11 protein-coding genes and 2 tRNA genes are annotated in these 18,550 nt (G+C 56.0%); 10 read left to right on the forward strand and 3 right to left on the reverse strand.

The window, feature by feature from the left end; all coding sequences use genetic code 11:
- Positions 1 to 470 precede the first annotated feature (470 nt).
- The 5 genes from THTE_RS09905 (at position 471) to THTE_RS09925 (ending at position 9,904) form a co-directional block, all read left to right on the forward strand.
- The gene (locus tag THTE_RS09905) at positions 471 to 4,988 is read left to right on the forward strand and encodes a C25 family cysteine peptidase (protein ID WP_168175832.1); all 4,518 of its coding nucleotides are present in this window, start codon (positions 471 to 473) and stop codon (positions 4,986 to 4,988) included.
- Between the two features lie 425 nt (positions 4,989 to 5,413).
- The gene (locus THTE_RS09910) at positions 5,414 to 6,088 is read left to right on the forward strand and encodes an endonuclease III domain-containing protein (RefSeq protein WP_095415291.1); all 675 of its coding nucleotides are present in this window, start codon (positions 5,414 to 5,416) and stop codon (positions 6,086 to 6,088) included.
- Positions 6,089 to 6,183: 95 nt separating this feature from the next.
- Positions 6,184 to 7,590: a replication-associated recombination protein A gene (locus THTE_RS09915; protein ID WP_095415292.1), complete on the forward strand. Its 1,407-nt coding sequence runs from the start codon at positions 6,184 to 6,186 to the stop codon at positions 7,588 to 7,590.
- A 175-nt stretch (positions 7,591 to 7,765) separates the two neighbouring features.
- Positions 7,766 to 8,782, forward strand: coding sequence for a hypothetical protein (locus THTE_RS09920; protein WP_157732009.1), 1,017 nt, complete (start codon positions 7,766 to 7,768; stop codon positions 8,780 to 8,782).
- A 354-nt stretch (positions 8,783 to 9,136) separates the two neighbouring features.
- On the forward strand, positions 9,137 to 9,904 hold the full coding sequence (locus THTE_RS09925; RefSeq protein ID WP_095415294.1) for a DUF2231 domain-containing protein: 768 nt from the start codon (positions 9,137 to 9,139) through the stop codon (positions 9,902 to 9,904).
- 43 nt (positions 9,905 to 9,947) lie between these two features.
- On the opposite strand, the gene THTE_RS09930 is transcribed toward THTE_RS09925, so the two are convergent.
- From THTE_RS09930 to THTE_RS18275, 3 genes are all read right to left on the reverse strand, one after another.
- Positions 9,948 to 11,810 carry an apolipoprotein N-acyltransferase gene (locus THTE_RS09930; RefSeq protein WP_157732010.1) on the reverse strand — a complete coding sequence of 621 codons (1,863 nt, stop codon included), beginning with the start codon at positions 11,808 to 11,810 and terminating at the stop codon, positions 9,948 to 9,950.
- Between the two features lie 143 nt (positions 11,811 to 11,953).
- The gene (locus THTE_RS09935; protein ID WP_095415296.1) at positions 11,954 to 12,562 is read right to left on the reverse strand and encodes an anthranilate synthase component II; all 609 of its coding nucleotides are present in this window, start codon (positions 12,560 to 12,562) and stop codon (positions 11,954 to 11,956) included.
- 221 nt (positions 12,563 to 12,783) lie between these two features.
- Positions 12,784 to 13,722, reverse strand: a complete 939-nt coding sequence (locus tag THTE_RS18275; protein WP_207651691.1) for a FliM/FliN family flagellar motor switch protein — start codon at positions 13,720 to 13,722, stop codon at positions 12,784 to 12,786.
- 404 nt (positions 13,723 to 14,126) lie between these two features.
- Here THTE_RS18275 and THTE_RS09945 point away from each other — a divergent pair.
- From THTE_RS09945 to THTE_RS09965, 5 genes are all read left to right on the forward strand, one after another.
- Positions 14,127 to 14,197 (forward strand) — tRNA-Gln (locus tag THTE_RS09945).
- An 82-nt stretch (positions 14,198 to 14,279) separates the two neighbouring features.
- Positions 14,280 to 14,362 (forward strand) — tRNA-Ser (locus THTE_RS09950).
- 631 nt (positions 14,363 to 14,993) lie between these two features.
- A complete protein-coding gene (locus tag THTE_RS09955; protein ID WP_157732011.1) occupies positions 14,994 to 16,349 on the forward strand; it encodes a hypothetical protein in 1,356 nt (451 codons plus the stop codon).
- Between the two features lie 142 nt (positions 16,350 to 16,491).
- Positions 16,492 to 17,766 carry an outer membrane protein assembly factor BamB family protein gene (locus THTE_RS09960; protein ID WP_168175833.1) on the forward strand — a complete coding sequence of 425 codons (1,275 nt, stop codon included), beginning with the start codon at positions 16,492 to 16,494 and terminating at the stop codon, positions 17,764 to 17,766.
- Between the two features lie 16 nt (positions 17,767 to 17,782).
- Positions 17,783 to 18,538: a hypothetical protein gene (locus tag THTE_RS09965; RefSeq protein WP_095415299.1), complete on the forward strand. Its 756-nt coding sequence runs from the start codon at positions 17,783 to 17,785 to the stop codon at positions 18,536 to 18,538.
- Positions 18,539 to 18,550 lie beyond the last annotated feature (12 nt).

The raw sequence follows: 18,550 nt of genomic DNA on the forward strand, positions 1-18,550 counted from the left end.
TTTACTTTCATCTATTGTATGGGCCAGAAAACCGTGCGCAAAGCCGCCTGGTAGGAGTCCGTCCGATCCCCTACGCGCCTGTGGAAATCCGGCACGAGTCCACACGAGCGAGGTTGATCGCTCCCAACCCCATGGCGAGCAGGGGCCTCGGTCCCCGTTTTCCACTCCAACCCCGCCGGTTTTGTCCGCATTTTCTGTACAACCTGAATTCAATTGTACCCCCTGAGTATTTTTGTCAGCTTAATCTGGGCAGATCAGCTCAAGTTCGGCGCATCTTGCCAGCTACTGTGACCTATGGTTTTACGAGGACCGAGTCGGGGCGTCCCCAAGCATGCCCACGACTGGGTTGACCGACGCTCGTCATGGCTTGTGTCTTTTCTCCAGGAATTGCACAGGCTTATCAGTCACTCAAAGACCCTGTTTCATCGTTGGAGTTGCAGCCTTCTGGTTACTACTCAGGTACGACAACAATGACTATTCAACGACGCTCTATTCTCTCGGCTGGGTTGTGGTACTGGAACGACCGCCTCCCCGCTGCTGACTGTCCCGCACGGCCTTTGTCAAGCCTTTTACCGCTACTGGCTAGCTGGGGCGTGAAGAAGCACAATTCTCGGCGCCCGCGACGATCTGGTCGGCGTCGCTCTTTCGAAATGCTCGAAGCCCGCGATCTCTTCTCCGTCAGTCCCCTGACGGACACACTCCTGCCCCTGACAAATTTTGGCAGCCAGTCCAGCGCGACAAGTCGGGCGGTAGCACTGTCATGGTCCGGTTTCGAGTCCACCACCAACGGCACAATCGCACGCCTCCGTGCGACGTTTCAGGGGGACCCGCAAATCCGGCAGTTAGGTGCCGGAGTCATGGTCTCACTCGACGGCACGGATCTCTGGCTGGCAACAGGCGATCCGGTTCTCCCCGTGACATCGGTGCTGTTGGCGCTTCCTGCAGGCACGGAGCTTGTCGCCGTCGAGCCGATTCTCACAAGTCAAATCGACGTCATTGGCCACGGGCTACCTCCGGTCGTGGCGCCCAACCCCGTGCCCTTCGACTCGGTGGAGGACGCCCATCTCGATTGGACCCAGGTTTTGGACCGCTCTCTGAGCGCGTCAGAGATTGTCCATTTCTCCAACTACATCTGGGGTGGATATCGTCTTGCCACGGTTTCCATCTCGCCGATCATTTACGACCACTCTTCCGGAGAGCTGGCGTTTGTTCGGCAAATCGAGCTTAACCTTACCCTCACTCCCACCGCCGACGACTTACCCGTGAATCCGCTGCTTGCGAGTCAGGTGGCGGGCTTTGTTGCTAATCCAGAGGTCCTGCAAACATATTCGACCGCCACGGCCTCCCCGCCGGTTGACCCCTATGAGTACGTGGTTGTCACCAGCGCGGCACTCGCGAGGGAATTCGAACCGCTGGTCCAGGAAAAAATTGCCCGCGGTCTCACCGCGCGCATCGTGACCACCGAATGGATAGCCGAAAACTACCGTGGGACGGAAAACGGAGACCTTGCCGACCGCATTCGTCAGTTCCTGTCGGACGCCTATTTCAACCACGGTACACGGTGGGTCCTGCTCGGAGGTGACGCCGAGGTCGTGCCGGCGCGCGGTGTGTATGTCGCTGTAGGCAACACGGTTGAAACAGCGCTTGCCACAGACATGTATTACGCCTGTCTGGATGGGCCATGGAACCGGGACGGCGACAACTTGTGGGGAGAACGAACAGATGGACTCAACGGTGGGGACATCGACCTGGTTCCGGAACTCTTCGTCGGCAGGGCACCGGTGAGCAACGCCACAGAGGCCCGAAATTTCGTTGCCAAAACGCTCTTGTACGCAACGACGCCGCATCCCAATGCCACAACGGCCCTGCTCTTGGGCGAAAAACTTGATAGCATCACTCAGGGGTCGATTTCAAACGAAATTATCCGGCAACAGACAATTCCCTCAGACTGGAATGTGCAAACCCTCTATGATTCGGACACTCAAGCCTGGACCACGGCCCAGATTGTGGCCGCGTTAAACTCCTCGCCGAATATCGTCCACCATCTAGGTCACGCCAATTCCACCTATGTCGCACGAATGACCGTATCTCAGGTAGCCGCACTGAGCAACGCCTTTCCCTATTTCATGTATTCGCAGGGGTGTGATGCCGGCGCTTTCGACACTCGCGACGTGGCCATTGCCGAAGGGCACGTTGTCGCGCCGCATGGCGCTGTGGCAGTCGTCATGAACACCCGATATGGATGGTACGTGCCTGGCAACACGCCCGGTGGCAGCCACGACTACGCCCTGGCCTTTTTCGATGCGATATTCAATGAGCATAAAGTACGACTCGGTGAAGCACTGGTTGATTCCAAACTCGACAACCTCTTCCGTTTAAGCGCCGGCGGTGCCTATCGGTGGATCCACTTCACGTCCACATTGTTTGGTGATCCTGAGCTTGCCCTCCAAACGGGAGATTGGGTCCCTCCCCAGCGAGCCCTCATAAGCGGTATCGTGTTTGAAGATCAAAACCGAGACAGACAACGGGATCCGAGCGAACGTGGAATGTCCAACCAGCTCGTGTATCTCGATTTGAATGGCGACGGCCGCTGGAATCACGGTTCAACGACTTTTACCCAAAATTCATCGGTCCCTCTTCAAGACAACGGAACCATCATTTCTCAGTTGCAGGTCTCCGGTGTAGGACGAGTTCACAATCTTACTGTTTCCATCAATATTTCGCATACCTACGTTGCCGATTTGCGGATCACGCTCATAAGCCCCACGGGAAAACGCGTCACGCTCGTCGCCAATGCGGGTGGTTCGGGAGATAACTTCACTGACACCGTATTTGATGACTCTGCGTCACGGTCCATTCTGGAAGCCGCTGCCCCCTTTACAGGTACTTTTCGTCCTGTCGATCCCCTGGGACTTCTCAAAGACGATCTTGCAGACGGGACGTGGTCCCTGGAAGTATCCGACACCGCGCCCTGGGACACGGGCGTGCTCAACCGCTGGTCGCTGACGTTTTCTTATGAAGAACCGTACACCGTTACAGATTCTAACGGTGCGTATATCTTCAGTGGCCTTGCTGCCGGCGACTACACCGTGCGCTGCGCAAGGGCCGCCTCGGCGTGGCCGGTTTCTGCCGATCCCGGGGTAACGGTTTCACTCACCCCAGGGGAACAGCGCACGGACGTCAATCTGGCCATTTCAAATATTCCCTCGACCTCGGTTGACCTGGGCGAAATCACGCTACAATCAATTCTCGTCGATACCTCCCGGCCCCAGCTCTACCGACTGATAGCCACACACGATGGCCTGCTCTCGATGGTGGTGCCCGACTCAATATCGTCCTCTACCGCACGTGTTTCGCTGTACAACGCGCAGGGCGAAACGATTGGTAGTCACCCACTCTCAGCAGACCCACAAAGATTTGACTGGACTGTGCTGGCCGGAGGGGAGTATTACCTCCTTCTCGACGGTCTCCAGGGTGAAATCCGTCTGATCAACTTGGTTGGAATTCATCCCGGAAGCGTCACGATTTTCGGCACCTCGGGCGATGATCAAATAAATCTGTCTCTTCAGCACGGGCTGGTAGTGTCGGTAAACGGCGTCCAATATGACCTCACGAATGAATTCACTGGTAGCGGCGGCGCCCTGAGTATCACCGCAAATGGTTTGGAAGGTAACGACAGCCTCACGCTGGTCCTGAACGACAGTGATTGGTATCTCCGGGGTGAACCAGGTGGAATTCGGGCCACAAGTGGATCAATCGCGGTATCCGCCTCGGGGGTCGAACTCGTACAGGTATGTGCCGGTAAAGGGAACAATACGGCCGAATTGAGCGACTCTCCCGGTGACGATGTATTTGTGTGTCAACCCGGTTTTGCCCAATTGCGCGGTCCGGGATTTGAAATCAACGTGGAAAATTTTTCCATCGTGCACGCATACAGCCGCGCCGGTGGGGACGATGTCGCCCATCTGTCTGATTCCATGGGCGATGACCGCTTTGTGGCCCGCCCCGATTACTCCGTGATGTCAGGCTCCGGATTTTATCACCGCGTGAAAGGTTTCCGGTACGTACATGCATACAGCCGCAACGGCGGGAATGACTCGGCTCAACTCTTTGGGTCAACCAACTCCGACATTCTCACAGGCACGCCTGATTGGGTGAGCATTCGGAGAGACGGTTACTTTGCCCGGGCAAAATTTTTCAAGACGGTGGAAGTCGTCGGAAATGGCGGGACCGACGTGGCTCAACTGAGCGGGTCTTCTCAGCAAGACCGCCTCGTCGCCGGGCCGAGATGGTTGAGCCTGTCGATGAATGAAAAACTCATCACCATCCGCGGGATCCCCCAGATCATTGTGAATGGCGGATCCGGTTGGGATATCACAGAGCTCACAGACTCGGCGGGTGATGATCGGTTGCGTTCCTGGTCAGGCAAAACACTTTTTAGTGGTCCCGGCTTCAATATGATCTTGACCTCGTTCGAAGAGGTAACCGCCCGTTCTGTCAACGGTGGAGCGGATGCTGCTGAACTCTGGGACTCCAGCGGCGACGATACGTTCGTCAGTTCGCCGCAGGTATCACGGATGGTAGGACCGGGATTCCGTCACACGGTCGAAGGTTTTCGCTACGTCCACGGATACGCGACCGCCGGTTATGATACTGCCTATCTGTCAGGAGGGCTGTCTGCCACCGCCTGGACGCTTCGCGATCGGCAGGCAATTGCCGCGGATGTAAACACTTACCGGCGGGCAAAGGCCTTTGATGCAGTTTTTATCGAAGGGGGCAACTCGAACCAAGACGAGGCCCGGCTGTTTGATACTCCCGGTAACGACTATCTGAAGGTAATCGGTAACGAATTGACGTTTGTGACGTCGGACTGGAACGTGACGTTACGCAACGTCCCGTACGTGAAGGCCTACGGAAGCACCGGGACCAATCTCATCGCTCGGACTGCAATAGACGTGGTGCTGACCCTTTTTGGGTCCTGGGTCTGAAGTTCGACGGACACCGTAAAGGGCGTCCCTTTAATAGGCCCGGGTACCACGCCGACCGAGCGTCCCGGCTGCATCCCAAACATGTGAGAGACTGGAGGGCCCGGTTCAACCCGGGCCACGCCACTGGTGGGAGCAATTCACGAATCGCCCCTACGACTTACTGCACACGTAGCATGTCAATGTTTTTTGCAAACGTGGGGATGGCTTAGGGTTCCCCCTCGTTTTTCTTCGCGGACCGGTTGGTATGCTGGAAGAATGGCGTCCCAATTGCGAAAGGCTGGGAAAAGCGATTACTCGTTGTCTCTCCAACGCGTTTTTTAACAGTCATTTCGATCTTTCCAGCCGTTTTGGAATGATGATTGGGTATAAGAACGTCTTTAACGAAGTTTGATCCGTCACTCCTGCTAACTGACACGCACGGAATAATGGGCAAGGACGTATCTCTCTATGAAATCTTCCAGCGGTTATTCGAGCGGTTTGGTCCCCAACATTGGTGGCCTGGGGAAACTCCCTTTGAGGTGCTTGTCGGAGCGGTGTTAGTCCAGAACACAGCCTGGTCCAACGTGGAGAAGGCCATTGAAAGACTACGAGAGGCGGGACTCACCAACCCGAAGGCTCTTTATTCTGTCCCGGAGACTGAGCTCGAAGAGTTGATTCGACCTGCCGGCTATTATCGCATTAAGGCTCGCCGGCTGCGAAACCTTTTGCGCTTTTGCATCGAACGTTATGGAGGTTCGCTGGAGCGGATGTTTCGCACACCTCTCAAGGAACTCCGCGAAGAGTTACTCTCCATCAACGGCATAGGCCCCGAGACTGCCGACTCAATCCTCCTTTACGCCGGAAATCTGCCGACGTTCGTGGTCGATGCCTACACACACCGCATATTTGCGCGGCATGGGTGGGTGGATTTCGACATCGACTATCACACTTTGAAGGATTATTTTGAAAGTCAACTGGAGCCGGATACAGCCCTCTATAATGAGTTTCACGCTCTGCTGGTAAAATTAGGAAAGGATTATTGCCACAAGAAGCAACCTCGATGTGAAGAGTGTCCGCTGCGAGAATATCTTCCCGAAGGCGGACCTTACGAGCCTGTCTGAGCACGGGACTCAGATACCTTCTGAGGCCAAGAATCGCGTGTTATTGATGGAGTATCTGTTATTCGCCATCCTGTCAGACTCGGGTATAACGTTCGATGTCCCTTTTCGAAGCAGAGGACCAGGCCCGACGACGTGATGTTCAACCGCTGGCTGCGCGAATGCGCCCGCGAACGCTGGAGGAATTCGTTGGTCAGGAACACTTTTTGGGGGAAGGCAAATTACTGCGGCGTCTCATCAAAGCCAACCGTCTGGGTTCGGTGATCTTTTACGGACCGCCGGGAACGGGCAAAACCACGCTGGCGCGACTCCTGGCCACGGAAACGAAAAGCGTTTTTCGACAAATCAGCGCGGTGACTGCCGGTGTCAAGGAACTCCGGGAGATTATCGAGGAAGCATACCGGCGCCTGGCAGCCACGGGACAGAGAACCGTCTTGTTCATCGACGAGATTCACCGGTTCAATCGGGCACAGCAGGAGGTGCTTCTTCCTCACGTGGAGGAAGGTGTCATTGTTTTGGTGGGTGCAACCACAGAGAACCCTTTTTTCAGCATCACGAGCGCCCTCATCAGCCGGAGCCGGGTTTTCGAGTTTCAGCCGCTTTCCCCCGAACATATCAAGGTTCTCATTCGCCGTGCTTTGGAAGACAAGGAACGTGGGCTCGGGCAGTACGAAGTGATCATGGACGAGGATGCTCTGGACTTTCTGGCGCACGCCTGCGACGGCGATGCTCGGCGTGCCCTGTCGGCCCTCGAAGTAGGCGTGCTCTCTTCGGAAACGTTTCCTCTACGGTTCACGCGGCAACTGGCAGAGGATTCTCTGCAGCGGAAGGCAGCCGTTTACGACCGCGCCGGGGACGCCCATTACGACACCATCAGTGCGTTTATCAAGAGCATTCGAGGAAGCGATCCCGACGCAGCGATTTACTGGCTTGCCAAGATGCTGGAGTCCGGGGAAGACGTGCGATTCATCGCGCGTCGCCTGATGATCCTGGCCAGTGAAGACATCGGCAACGCCGATCCTACGGCCCTGATGCTTGCCGTTGCGGCGGCCCACGCCTGTGAAATGGTCGGTCTGCCCGAATGCCGCTTAAATTTGGCTCAGGCAGCGATTTATCTTGCCTTGGCGCCGAAATCGAATGCCGTCATTATGGCAATCGACGACGCAATAGAGGACATCCGCTCGAATCGAGTCCTGCCGGTCCCCATGCACCTTCGAGACGCAAACTACCCCGGCGCGAAGCGACTGGGCCACGGTGCCGGGTATCAATACGCCCACGACTTTGAGAACGGGATCGCAGCTCAAGACTATCTGGGAGTGGCAAAAACCTACTACCACCCCACCGATCGAGGGTTTGAAAAAGAGCTCCAAGCACGCTTAGAAAAAATCCGGGCCATCCTGCAGTCCGCCAAATCGGACGCTTCAGAACCCGCGCACGACAAGCCCCGAAAAGGGGCAGTCCGCGGAGGCAAGCCATCTTCCAAGAATGTTGATTCTTCCTCATGAGGAGGTGTCCGCTGTGGTGTCAAGTGTGAGCATTTCCATAGCGTCTCTTGAACTGACACGTAAATTGTTCGTTCGGTGGCGGGAAAACTTTGTATTCCGCACAGCTAAGCGCGGAATGAAGAGCCCTCGTGATAGGATCATATGGCCAATAATCTTCTTAATAGCATCGGCATTTTTGACGCGATCTGGCCCCGACCATACCGCTTGTGCCGATCAGGGAACTCAGCAGCCTGAGGTGGAAATCGAGTTGGCCGTGGATCCCAGACTACCGCCACTCACTCAGCACGAATGGGCCCGTGAACTTGGTCGAATGGGGATCACACGCGTGAGAATCCGCACTGCGTTTCCGTCAGATCAACCGAAGGTAGAAGTACTGCCCACATCTCCCCAACCCACTTACCGCGTCATTGGGATCATCAACAATTCCAACGAACTCGTCGTGCCGGGGGCACGCTTTTCCATTCGACAGTTGGGCGGTTTTGTGCGGTGGATTGATGAACTGCGAACCAGCGGCCCACCGGAATCTCGCCCCAAAACAGTGGCGTTTGGGTTAGACCTCGTCCGCTTCCAGTTAGTCAAACAGGATCTTGCACAACCGGTGGCCATTTCTACCCTGGGGCGAAACAGCCGCGAAATCGTGGACCAACTCCTTGCGAAATTGCACAACCCCGTCGTCTGGGATGAACGCGCGAAGTCCCTCCTGTCATCACATGAAGTTAACGAGGAACTCAAGAATTCAGCTTCTGGCACGGTGCTGGCGTACCTCTTGCGCTATGACGGCCTGGCCCTGGTGCCACGGGGCGACGTGCAGGGCGTCAAATACTGGATTGTCCGCGGCGGCCCCAACGTTGCCTGCTGGCCTGTGGGATGGCCTCCTGAAGAGGGTGAAAGCACCGCGGTGCCGCAACTGCTCGAGTTTCTCACCGTCAACATACAAAACGTCAACATTCGTGCGGTGCTGCAGTCGATCGAATCGCGTCTTGGTCTTGTCGCCCTTTTTGACTATCCAGCGCTGGTAAGATACGGCATCGATCTCGAAAAAACCTCAATCAACATTCCCCAAACAAAGACCACATACAGTCAGATCATCAAGCGAAGCCTGTTCCAGGCGAAGCTGAAGGGAGAGGTGCGGGTGGATGATGCGGGGAAACCATTCCTGTGGATCACCACCCTTCGGCCAATCGAGGATTAGAGCCTCTCCAAAACTCAAACGGCGTCTGGCAATTTAGGCCAGTTCTGAGGTTCTCGCATAGGCACCAAAAGGCTTTCACTTACAGCCCTGAACGTCCTCCTGGTTCGCATTGCCAGCTATTGTGCCAGGCCGTGTCCCCTCCGCTCTTCCCCACCGCCACCCGCCAGGAAAGTACCGGTTATCCCGGTCGGCGTCGGCCAAGCCAGAAATACCAAAATTCATTCCGAGAGCCCAATACCCGACCTAAAATTGAAGCGTTGCTCTTGACAGCCACGACCTTCAGTCGTAAAAAACTGCCGAGTCAGTCGGGGGAGAAGTAACACAAACAGTTCGATTGTCGAAGGAGATGTGCTCATGTTCGCGGTAAATCTCGGTTTAACTCTTCCTCCTCTGCCACCCGTGGATATTCCCTGGCCCGGAATGCACGTCTTGGTGGTCCACTTTCCCATCGCACTCCTGCTGGTGGCCCCAGTATTCGTCCTCCTCGGACTGATCTTCGCTCCGCGCTGGCAGGGATTCGCAATTTCGGCCGTGTTGTTGCTTGCCCTGGGCACAGCGGGAACCTTCGTGGCGGCGGCCACTGGGCTGGCCGCGCGGGATATCGTCGAGGAAGGTCCTGACGAAATGTTCGAGGTGATGGAAGAACACGAAGAATACGGCCTGCTTACACGGAACATATACCTCGGCGTGACGATTGCCTACGCAATCTTTGTGCTCCTCACCTTGACAGTATCGTCCATCGGCAAGGCAGTCGTCCGCATCCCGATTTCGCTGGTTTTTTTAGTGGCCATGGCAGTGGCTGGCTTGTATCTTGCTCACACAGCCCACCTTGGCGGCATATTGGTCCATCAGTATGGCGTCAAGGCGAAACTAACTGAAACGCGAGAACGTGCGGAAGATAAAAAACAGCGTGCGAATACGGAAATCAAAGATCAAGCCTCACAACCTGCCGACGAGCAGGATCGAGCCGCCAGATCCCCGAAAGACACGGAAGAAACCGAATCTTCAGAACCTCAAGCTCAATTACAATCTGAGAAGTCGGCCCGGCCAGCCTCAGCCGAGACGCCCTCCACCCAAGAATCCTCCCCTGCCGAGTCCGAATCAAAACAAGAGAAAGAGTGAAACTCAACGGTTGACGATTGGGACAGTCTGCTGCCCCCGCGAATCAGCCTTGCCGAGTAGTGCCTTTTGATTTCGGCAGCCGTTTCCAAAAACGGTCGATCGCCCGTAGGAGAATTTCTACTGCCACAACCAGTACAACAGCAGAAACAAAGATCGTGTTGGGGATGATTCCATAATCCAAATACCAACTGTGAAAATCCGATTTTCCAACCTCCGTGACGAGAATCGCCACATCTCGACGAGGCCCTTGGGAGAGGATTCGGCCTGTCGCATCAATCACCGCTGAAAAGCCCGTGTTGGCTGCAATCAAGAATGGCTTTCTGGTTTCCACTGCCCGAAACACACCACATATCAGGTGCATATCAAGTTCACTCGATCCCCAGAACCATCCGTCGTTTGTCAAATTGACGAGCACGTCCGGTTCGGTTCCGTGCTTTCGCAGCTCGAGAATCTGCTGGCGAATAAGATGAGGAATCACGCTCTCAAAGCAAATGTTAGGGCAGAACCGCACACCTCGCACCGAGAACGCTTTTGGCACTTTGCCCGGTGTTGTATTCGTGCTTAATGGTGTGAGGTACCGCATCGGGGGAAATTCGTCGGCGAAGGGCACGTATTCCCCGAACATCACCAGGTGCATCTTATCATAGCGCCCCAGATAGCAATACCCTTTGGTCTCAGAGCTGTGGTGTGTTGCTCCTTCAGAAGCTCCTGGAGAGACTGATATGCTATCCCGCCTGTTCGTGGCCCCACCATTTGCGGATTTCGGAAAAACTTCATCCGTGGAACATTTTCCCACGAATGCGGCCGAGTTGTAATAGCGTATCCCGGATCCGGTATAAGCGACGGTCTCGACGCCTAAAATGAGCCTTGACGCGAGTTGACTCGCGAGGCGTTCCATCGCTGCTTGGCTACTCCGCTTCGCCGCGACAAGCTGATCCACAAATTCGTGATCAGTCTTTCCTTTGGCACGCCATTCAGGCGGGACAGCGGGGTGAGAGTCGGCGTCAATCAACAATCCCCCGTAAACTGTCTCCGGCCAAACCATGAGATCGAGGTCACGGTATTGTCTGGCCGCGAGGAAAGCCAATTCAAGATAGTGACGGTGGATACGCTCCCGTTTCTCCTCACCGTCCTCCAGTCGAATATCCTGCGAACCCTGGATGAGGGCCACCCGCACGGTCGAAGTTTGTGGCGTTGCCGCGTGGACCACCAGACGGTAATGGCCGTACACCACAACCGCCCCCAGCACGACCCCTGCCGCCATAAGTGGACGACCGGCAGCCAAGACATACCGAGTTAGTTTTTTTGCGGAGATCGCGTCCGAAGAAACCTCATTCGATCTTTGGTATGCCCCAGCCCGGTGGAATTCTGCCATGCGCTGTGCCGCCAAATAAAGGCAACCCGAAACAAGAATCATGACCCACCCTACGCCGTACGTTCCGACCAGGTCAGCCACCTGAATCAGGCTGAGCCACCGGTATTGGGTGTGCGCAAGGCTGGCCATGGTAAAACCCGTGAGTAAATGTGCCCGCGCCACCTCCAGCCCTGCCCAAATGGTGGCAGCCGCCGCAGGGATCGGTATTCGGCAGAGGTGCACGGCTATTCGACTGAAACCTATAAAGCACGGCAAATACCAGGCGAGATAGAACGAGAGGGCCACCCAGCCGAAACTTGTGGCCCAGTGAGGCAAACGAAGCCAATGAAGAGCCGCCATCCAGAAGGCAAATCCAACTCCCGCGAGAATGAGATATTCTCGAGTTTTCAGGGGCTGTGAACGCCCGATAAGTGCGCACCAGAAACACGGTCCCACCCACGCCAGAGGTGCCACATCAAGAGGAGGAAGCGCCATCCATAACAGAACCGCCCCAATGGCCGCCAGCAAGAACGTCTGCCGATCCGCGCTCAAAGCCAGTCTGCTTTTCCACGCGCGATTCTTCTCAGATGCGACATTCTTTCCACGGGAATGATGGCGGTGGGAAGTTGCGCCGGTGGATCCGTCACTGCGGCCCATTTTGGCCAACCTCAGTCTCTTCGGACCTCCCGAAGTCATCAGCTTATCTTCACGTTCTTGTCGCTCAGGATGAGAAATCTTTCCAAAATGGCCGGACCGGCCGCAGTGAGGAAACTTTCCGGATGGAACTGCACTCCGAAAACGGGATACTCCTTATGCCGAATGCCCATGATTTCGGGGCTGCCATCCGGGAGAAACGACCATGCACAGACCTCGAAACATTCGGGCAGCGACTCGGGTTCGATCACCAAACTATGGTAACGGGTCGCCACAAAGGGATTTTCGATCCCCTCAAACAGCCCCTTCTGATCATGGTAGATCATGTCCGTCTTGCCATGCATCAGCCGCCTCGCCCGGACGATCCTCGCACCAAACGCCTGCCCGATGGACTGATGCCCCAGACAGACCCCCAGAAGCGGCACCCGTCCTGCAAAATAGCGGACGCACTCCACCGATATCCCGGCTTCTGACGGGGTGCAGGGGCCTGGTGAAATGATGATCCGGTCCGGGTTCCAGCGCTCGATCTGTTCGACGGTTATCTGATCATTTCGCTCTACAGCAATCTCCAACTCGGGGTTGATTTCCCCTAACCGTTGCACAAGGTTGTAGGTGAACGAATCGTAATTGTCCAGCACAAAAATACGCACGCGGATGGTCCTCTTTCTAACAACTCACAGGCATGGAAGCCACGTCCGAAATGATGGCCGAATGGACTCCTGAGCGAGCCACCGCAACGAACACCAAGCTCCGGAAGGGAGAAAAAACGCTTAATGTCGCCTGCCGCAAACCTTCAATTTAACGCTTCAGCACGCCTCTCGGAACAGCGCGTCCACCTTCAAAATACGTGGGCTCCTTCCACGAGCCCCGCCTATTTAGTGGTGGAGACTTTTCGGGCGTCTTCGGTTCGGGAGGAAGTTCGTCCGGAAAGGACCACGTACCGTTCGGGTGGCAGTGTCATTTCCAGAATGCGCAGGCCGAATTTATCTCCTACCTTGACCGCCTCTCCCCGGGCAATGACATAACCATTGACGGCGAGTTCAAGGGGTTCATCGCACGACTTGTTGAACTGAATGATCGTCCCTGGGGCCAGTTGGAGGATTTCAGCGAGAGGCTTACGTGTTCGAGCCAGAATGACCTCGACAGGTAGCTTGATCTTCAGGAGGCTACGGGTCAAAAGTGGGAGAATCCTGGCCCGCACAGGATGAGCTCCAGCACCCCTCGTGCGTGCTGGCGGTGGCGTCGCAACTCCGGCTGTGCTCGCAGCTAACTTTTCGGTTGAGGCTGGCTGGTCTCGAGGAGGTGCTTGTGGCGTCACTGGGGCATATGCCGTCGCCTCTTCTCCCAATAACCTGATCAACATCGGCAACTCCCGGTTGCCCATGTTCACCGGCAGCAGCATCCCGGGCGAGTCTTCCGGCAACTCTGTCGCGGTGAAGGCCGGAACAACACGGGCAGCACTCTCCCGCAGCGGCCAATCAGGGGGAAAAAGGAGGATGCCGAGTTCCTGGGCGAGCGTCGCCAGCTTAGCCTTTCCCGTAGGATCAGGATTCTCGGCCCATTTTGGAATGACCTCTGCCTCGTCAGGGAGAAAGATCTCGACCCGGAAACCCTCGAAATGAAACTCTACGGACAGGCCCCGCGTGGAGGTTGCCTTTCTCAGGACCTCCTTCTGTTCTTGTAGAGACTCCGTTCTGTCTATGTTTCCTAGCCTGAAGTTTTGGTCGAATGTTCTTTGAAAGGAGGCCTCAACCTCCTCGCGAGCCGTTTTGAGGCATTCCAGAATTGCAACCAACTTCGGATGGGCCATAGAGCCGAAAGCTTTTCAAACGGCATTCGAATGAGCACGACAAAATCTGCGCTAATCCCGCAGATTCATTATCGGCTTCCTAATCGGAAAACTTTTCCCATTTCGCTCAAACCCCAATCCACCGATGTAGCAAAAAGGGACTCTGGCCACACCACAGAAAAATACCCATTCTGCAGAAAATGGGCAGATGGACTATGCGGCTGCGATACCCGGGCCTGTTTGCTGCCCCCACCACGGATAGGTCTAAATCCACATATAAGTTGTGCATCCGGATTGAAAGGTATCCTAACTTTGCCAAGGCACAACAGATGCGAAGTCGCTTCTTCCAAATGTGCCCTCGTCTTGACGGAAAAAAGGCAGGATTGTACTCTTACCTATGGAGCTACAAATGTTCCTTTCCGCACTGGGGTATGGTGTAACGGTAGCACGACTGACTCTGGATCAGTTAGTCTAGGTTCGAATCCTAGTACCCCAGCTTTTCTTTTGCTATAGTCGCGGCCCTGAGAGGGATTGGATCGAAACGCTTTCCAATACCGGTTCAGGGTGCGGCGCACGTTGGAGGGTATGCGAATTGGTGAGCAGCCTGACTCGAAATCAGGTGCCCCGAAAGGGGTTGCGGGTTCGAGTCCCGTGCCCTCCGCTAGGATAAAGCGATGCTTTAAGAGACGGTGCTGCGATCGGTTGCCAGGCCTGTCGAACTCGCCAGGCCGCGAATGATCGTCTAAAAAGCTGGTCATGTGACGGGCGGGGCAGGCTAATCAATTTTCCGTGAGCGATCTTCTTGCGTGAGAATTAGTCGGTGCGCCCGTCGATAGCTGAGCGTAATCAGCAGGCGCGCTCTGTTTTAGGGATTCTCCAAAAAGTAAACCGTCCCCAAGAATTTAGGCCAATTCTCAGGTTTTCGCAGAGGTTCGTGCTGACTCCCTGCCTGTCTTTTCTTTTTCGCTGCCGTCGCGTGTTGCCATATTAGGTCCAGTTACGTAAAGATGGTGGTGCAGATCGCGCCGGTGGTGTGGTCGGCCGGTGCCGCATGAAAAGCGCCGGGGCTTTCCAGTGTCTGAGCCCTCCGGGGTGCACGTCTGGCGACGTGTTTTCCCCTACGTTACATTGTCTGGTGGGAGGCCCAAACCGGACAGGAAACAGAACGGTAGGGAACTGCCCGAGAAGGCCTGGCCCATGAGGTGGGGCCTCTTGTACAGTTCGGGCAACCTCGGCAGGAAGGCCGGTGCTATCACCCTTTTGCGGCTTTGACGTTAATCGTGGAGCGTTCCGTGGCCCAGGGCTCCTTATGGTTTATCTATCGAACCGCCAGCCAGCAGGTCGTCGGTCCGATTCCGGCGGCACAGGTGGCTCAGTGGCTGAGTGGGGGCGGATTGGGGGAAGACGATCTGATTGGGCCTTCTCCGAACGGCCCCTGGTCGCCACTCCGAGATTGGTCGAGGGCTCAGGTTTCGGCGGTTCCGCCAGCCGCACCCCCAACCCCAGTTGCCGGTTCAACAGTTAGCCACCGATCGGCAAATCCACTGGCCGGCGATCCAGAGTTCCTTCGCAAACAGCGGCAGCGTGCCCGGGAGCGGGCAAAAAAGATTACTTATTTTTTGGTTGGCACCATCGGGGTGCTGTTTATCCTGTTTATCGTTGTTCTCACGCGGCCGTTGCAAAGTATCTTGGGAGGTAAATCAAGCGGAAAAACAGTGCCACAGCCAGCTGGACTGGGAGACCCGGCGGCCCAACTGGCCAGCACCGCGTCTGCGGATCTTCGGCAATTGTTAGGCCCTCTGGATGCCAATAACGATCGCACAATTGCGTCTCCGGGAGGTAACGCTGCTATTCTTAAGAATCCCGTTGAGCGGCTTGCCGAGGCCGCGAGGGCATTTGGGGGAAGCGGAGAAAAGCTTCGCGATGCCCACGACGGCATCGAAATTCGAGTGCAGGGCGTGGAGATTACACCGCTTCGTGTGCGTCTCGGGGAGCGGTCCTTTCGAACTCGATCGCCCTATCTTGTCGTTCGAATACGAATCGCTAACCAAACAAGTGATCGGTTTGTAACATATTCCCCAGCCCATAGCAGCCAGCCGAGTGCGACACTCACCTGGGCCGGGAGCACCGATCCAGTGCGTCCTTACTGGAGACAGGGGTACGATATAGACGGCCAGCAGCGGAGCCCTCTGCGTCTTGGGCCAGGTGAGGCTGCGATGGATGCCTATGCCTTCACTGTGCCTCCCGAATCGGTTGACCAGGTCGCGCTGACGTTGCCGGGTCAGTCGCTGGGCACGAAAGAAGACTTTGCTTTTATTCTTTCGCTCGATAAGTTGAACCGTGCGGAGCGAGCAAACCCGGAACCAGCGGAAGGCGGCATCGAAGAGGATTCTGGAATTGGTCCGTTGTCGCCAGCAACCTCCGCGTCTTCCGATCAATCTGAGGACGCTTCGCCACCCGACGAAGAGGCTCTGCCGATTCCCGGAATTCACGATACCCCTGGAACCGGCCAGCCGACAATGTCGGAGGAGGATTTGCGACAACAGGAGGAACTCCGCCGCAAAGCCGAGGTGATGCAGGAACTCCTCGACCGTCAGAGGGAAAAAGCCAGGTCCGATGGGACACGGAGCCCAGCCAGGACGCGGTAGCAACCGTTGCCCGTTAAGAAAGCGCGGGTTGCCCTGAAGGCCACCTGTGACAAATTTATGACCCCACATGGCGGCGTGGGCGCAAGAATCTGGAAAACGCAAAACCGCCGGTTGATTTGATCTCGCTCTCGGGATGGCAACAATGGAAAAAATTTCACGGCATTCGGCGACCTGGATCGCGACCGCCTTTGGTCTGTTGACATGCGTCCCATTAGTCTCATATGCCCATGAAAGCTGGCCACGGTTTCGGGGACCGAACGGCTCGGGCATTTACAGGACTCACGAGTTTCCTGTTGTTTTTTCCGCCAATTCATTTTTGTGGACTGCCGAATTGGCGGGCATTGGCCATTCTTCTCCCGTCATCGCAAATGGTCGGGTGTTTACGGCATCTGCAAATCAGCAGACCGGAGAGCAGATACTGGAAGCGTGGGACTTGCTTTCCGGAACAAAGCTTTGGTCGCGGCCACTTCCCGGCCATGTTTTCCCAAAACACGAATTCAACAGTTTCGCCTCGTCCACTCCGGCGCTGGACGGAGCGCGGTTGTATTATGCCTGGGCGGTCCCGGAATCCTTACATGTGGTGGCCCTCAGCCAGAGCGACGGAACTGTGGTCTGGGAGGTTGATCTCGGTCCTTTCGTGTCGCAGCATGGGTTTGGGGCTTCTCCCATCCTGTATAAGGACCTGGTAATCCTTCCCGATGAACAGGATCAGGAAAGCAGCGTGGTGGCGCTGGATGCGGCCACGGGAAAAATTCGCTGGAAAACACCGCGACGGACGCAGAAAACGGCTTACTCCACGCCTTGCCTCATGGAAACAGATGGGGCAAGCTCGCAACTGATTCTGACGAGCTGGGCGCATGGCATCGCGAGCCTCGATCCGGAATCCGGTCAGCCATTATGGGAGTTGAATCTCTTTCATAATCGAACCGTGGGGTCTCCCGTAGTGGTGGGTGACGTTATTGCGGCTTCCTCGGGCGAGGGAGGGATTGGGCGTGAAATGTTCGTCGTTCGATCTCCCAGTTCCTCCACCGAAAGACCCGAAGTATTGTACGAAGTCAAAAGCAACATTCCCTATGTACCTACTCCTGTGGCATACGAGGGCAAGCTCTACCTCCTCTATGACAAGGGTGTCATGAGCTGTCTAGAGCTGAGCACTGGCGCACTCCTCTGGCGAAATCGATTGCCGGGGGAATACTTCAGTTCTCCTGTCATTTTGGGTGGAAAGATTTACTGCATTTCCCGAACGGGAACGGTGGTTGTTCTGGCCACTAGTGAGCAGTTTCGCCTCCTTGGCACGAGCGAATTGGGTGAGGGAACACACAGCACACCGGCAGTGGCGGACGGCATCCTCCTCATCCGCACGTTTCGCAAACTGTTTGCTGTAAAAGCGATAGGTCATTTGCACGCAGGCCTTTGAGGAGCCTTCGCTTTTTATGCGCCATCTGGAACGCGAAAATCCCGCTTCTCCCGACTTCCAATCCGGGGTCTCCCAACCACTTAAAGACCGAGCAGATACATCTCAGGACGTAGCGCGATTGTTGTCAGAGTACGTGCTGATAAGGCGTGCGGCTCTGTCCTGGTACTATTTTGTGCTCGTGGGTTGTACTCTGGGAGGCCTGGCCATCGGCTGGTTGGCGGCATCTTCCTTTCGGCAGCCGAGGGCGGTGAGTTCCCCTGCGAATGCGGCCTCGGGCGAGCGAGTCCTGCTCAGCGGTAAGATTCGTTTCATCGATGCTGGGGGAATGGGCCATCCAGATACCGGCGCCGTGGTGATTGCGCTCCCCGCAAGACAGTTTCCCGATTCGCCCGTGCCCATCGAGGGGCTTCGGCCGTGGGATAGGGATTCCGCTCAGAGGCAACGCAATCTTGAGACGCTGGCGGAAAACGGCGGAGCGTGGACGACCGTCGATGAAGCTGGTGAATTCAGTCTCGTATTGCCGATGCAAGGGGATTACTGGGTGCTCGTGATCTCCAAGAACCTGGCACGACCCAAATCGGTGACGGAACAGCCGAACCGGGGCATTGCGGAATTGGACCTATCCCAACTTTCGCGTTACTTTGAACGCCCGGGGGATTTAATCGGCCCACAGGAGTACTACTGGTCGCGACAGCGTGTCGAGGTTAGCGGAGGGCGAATCCATCACGTCTTTGATGGAAGCTCCTGGAGCGATCTGGATAAGATTCGGTAGCGTCAGCTCGGC

Origin of the sequence: Thermogutta terrifontis, from assembly GCF_002277955.1 — a bacterium.
GTDB classification, from domain to species: Bacteria; Planctomycetota; Planctomycetia; order Pirellulales; family Thermoguttaceae; genus Thermogutta; species Thermogutta terrifontis.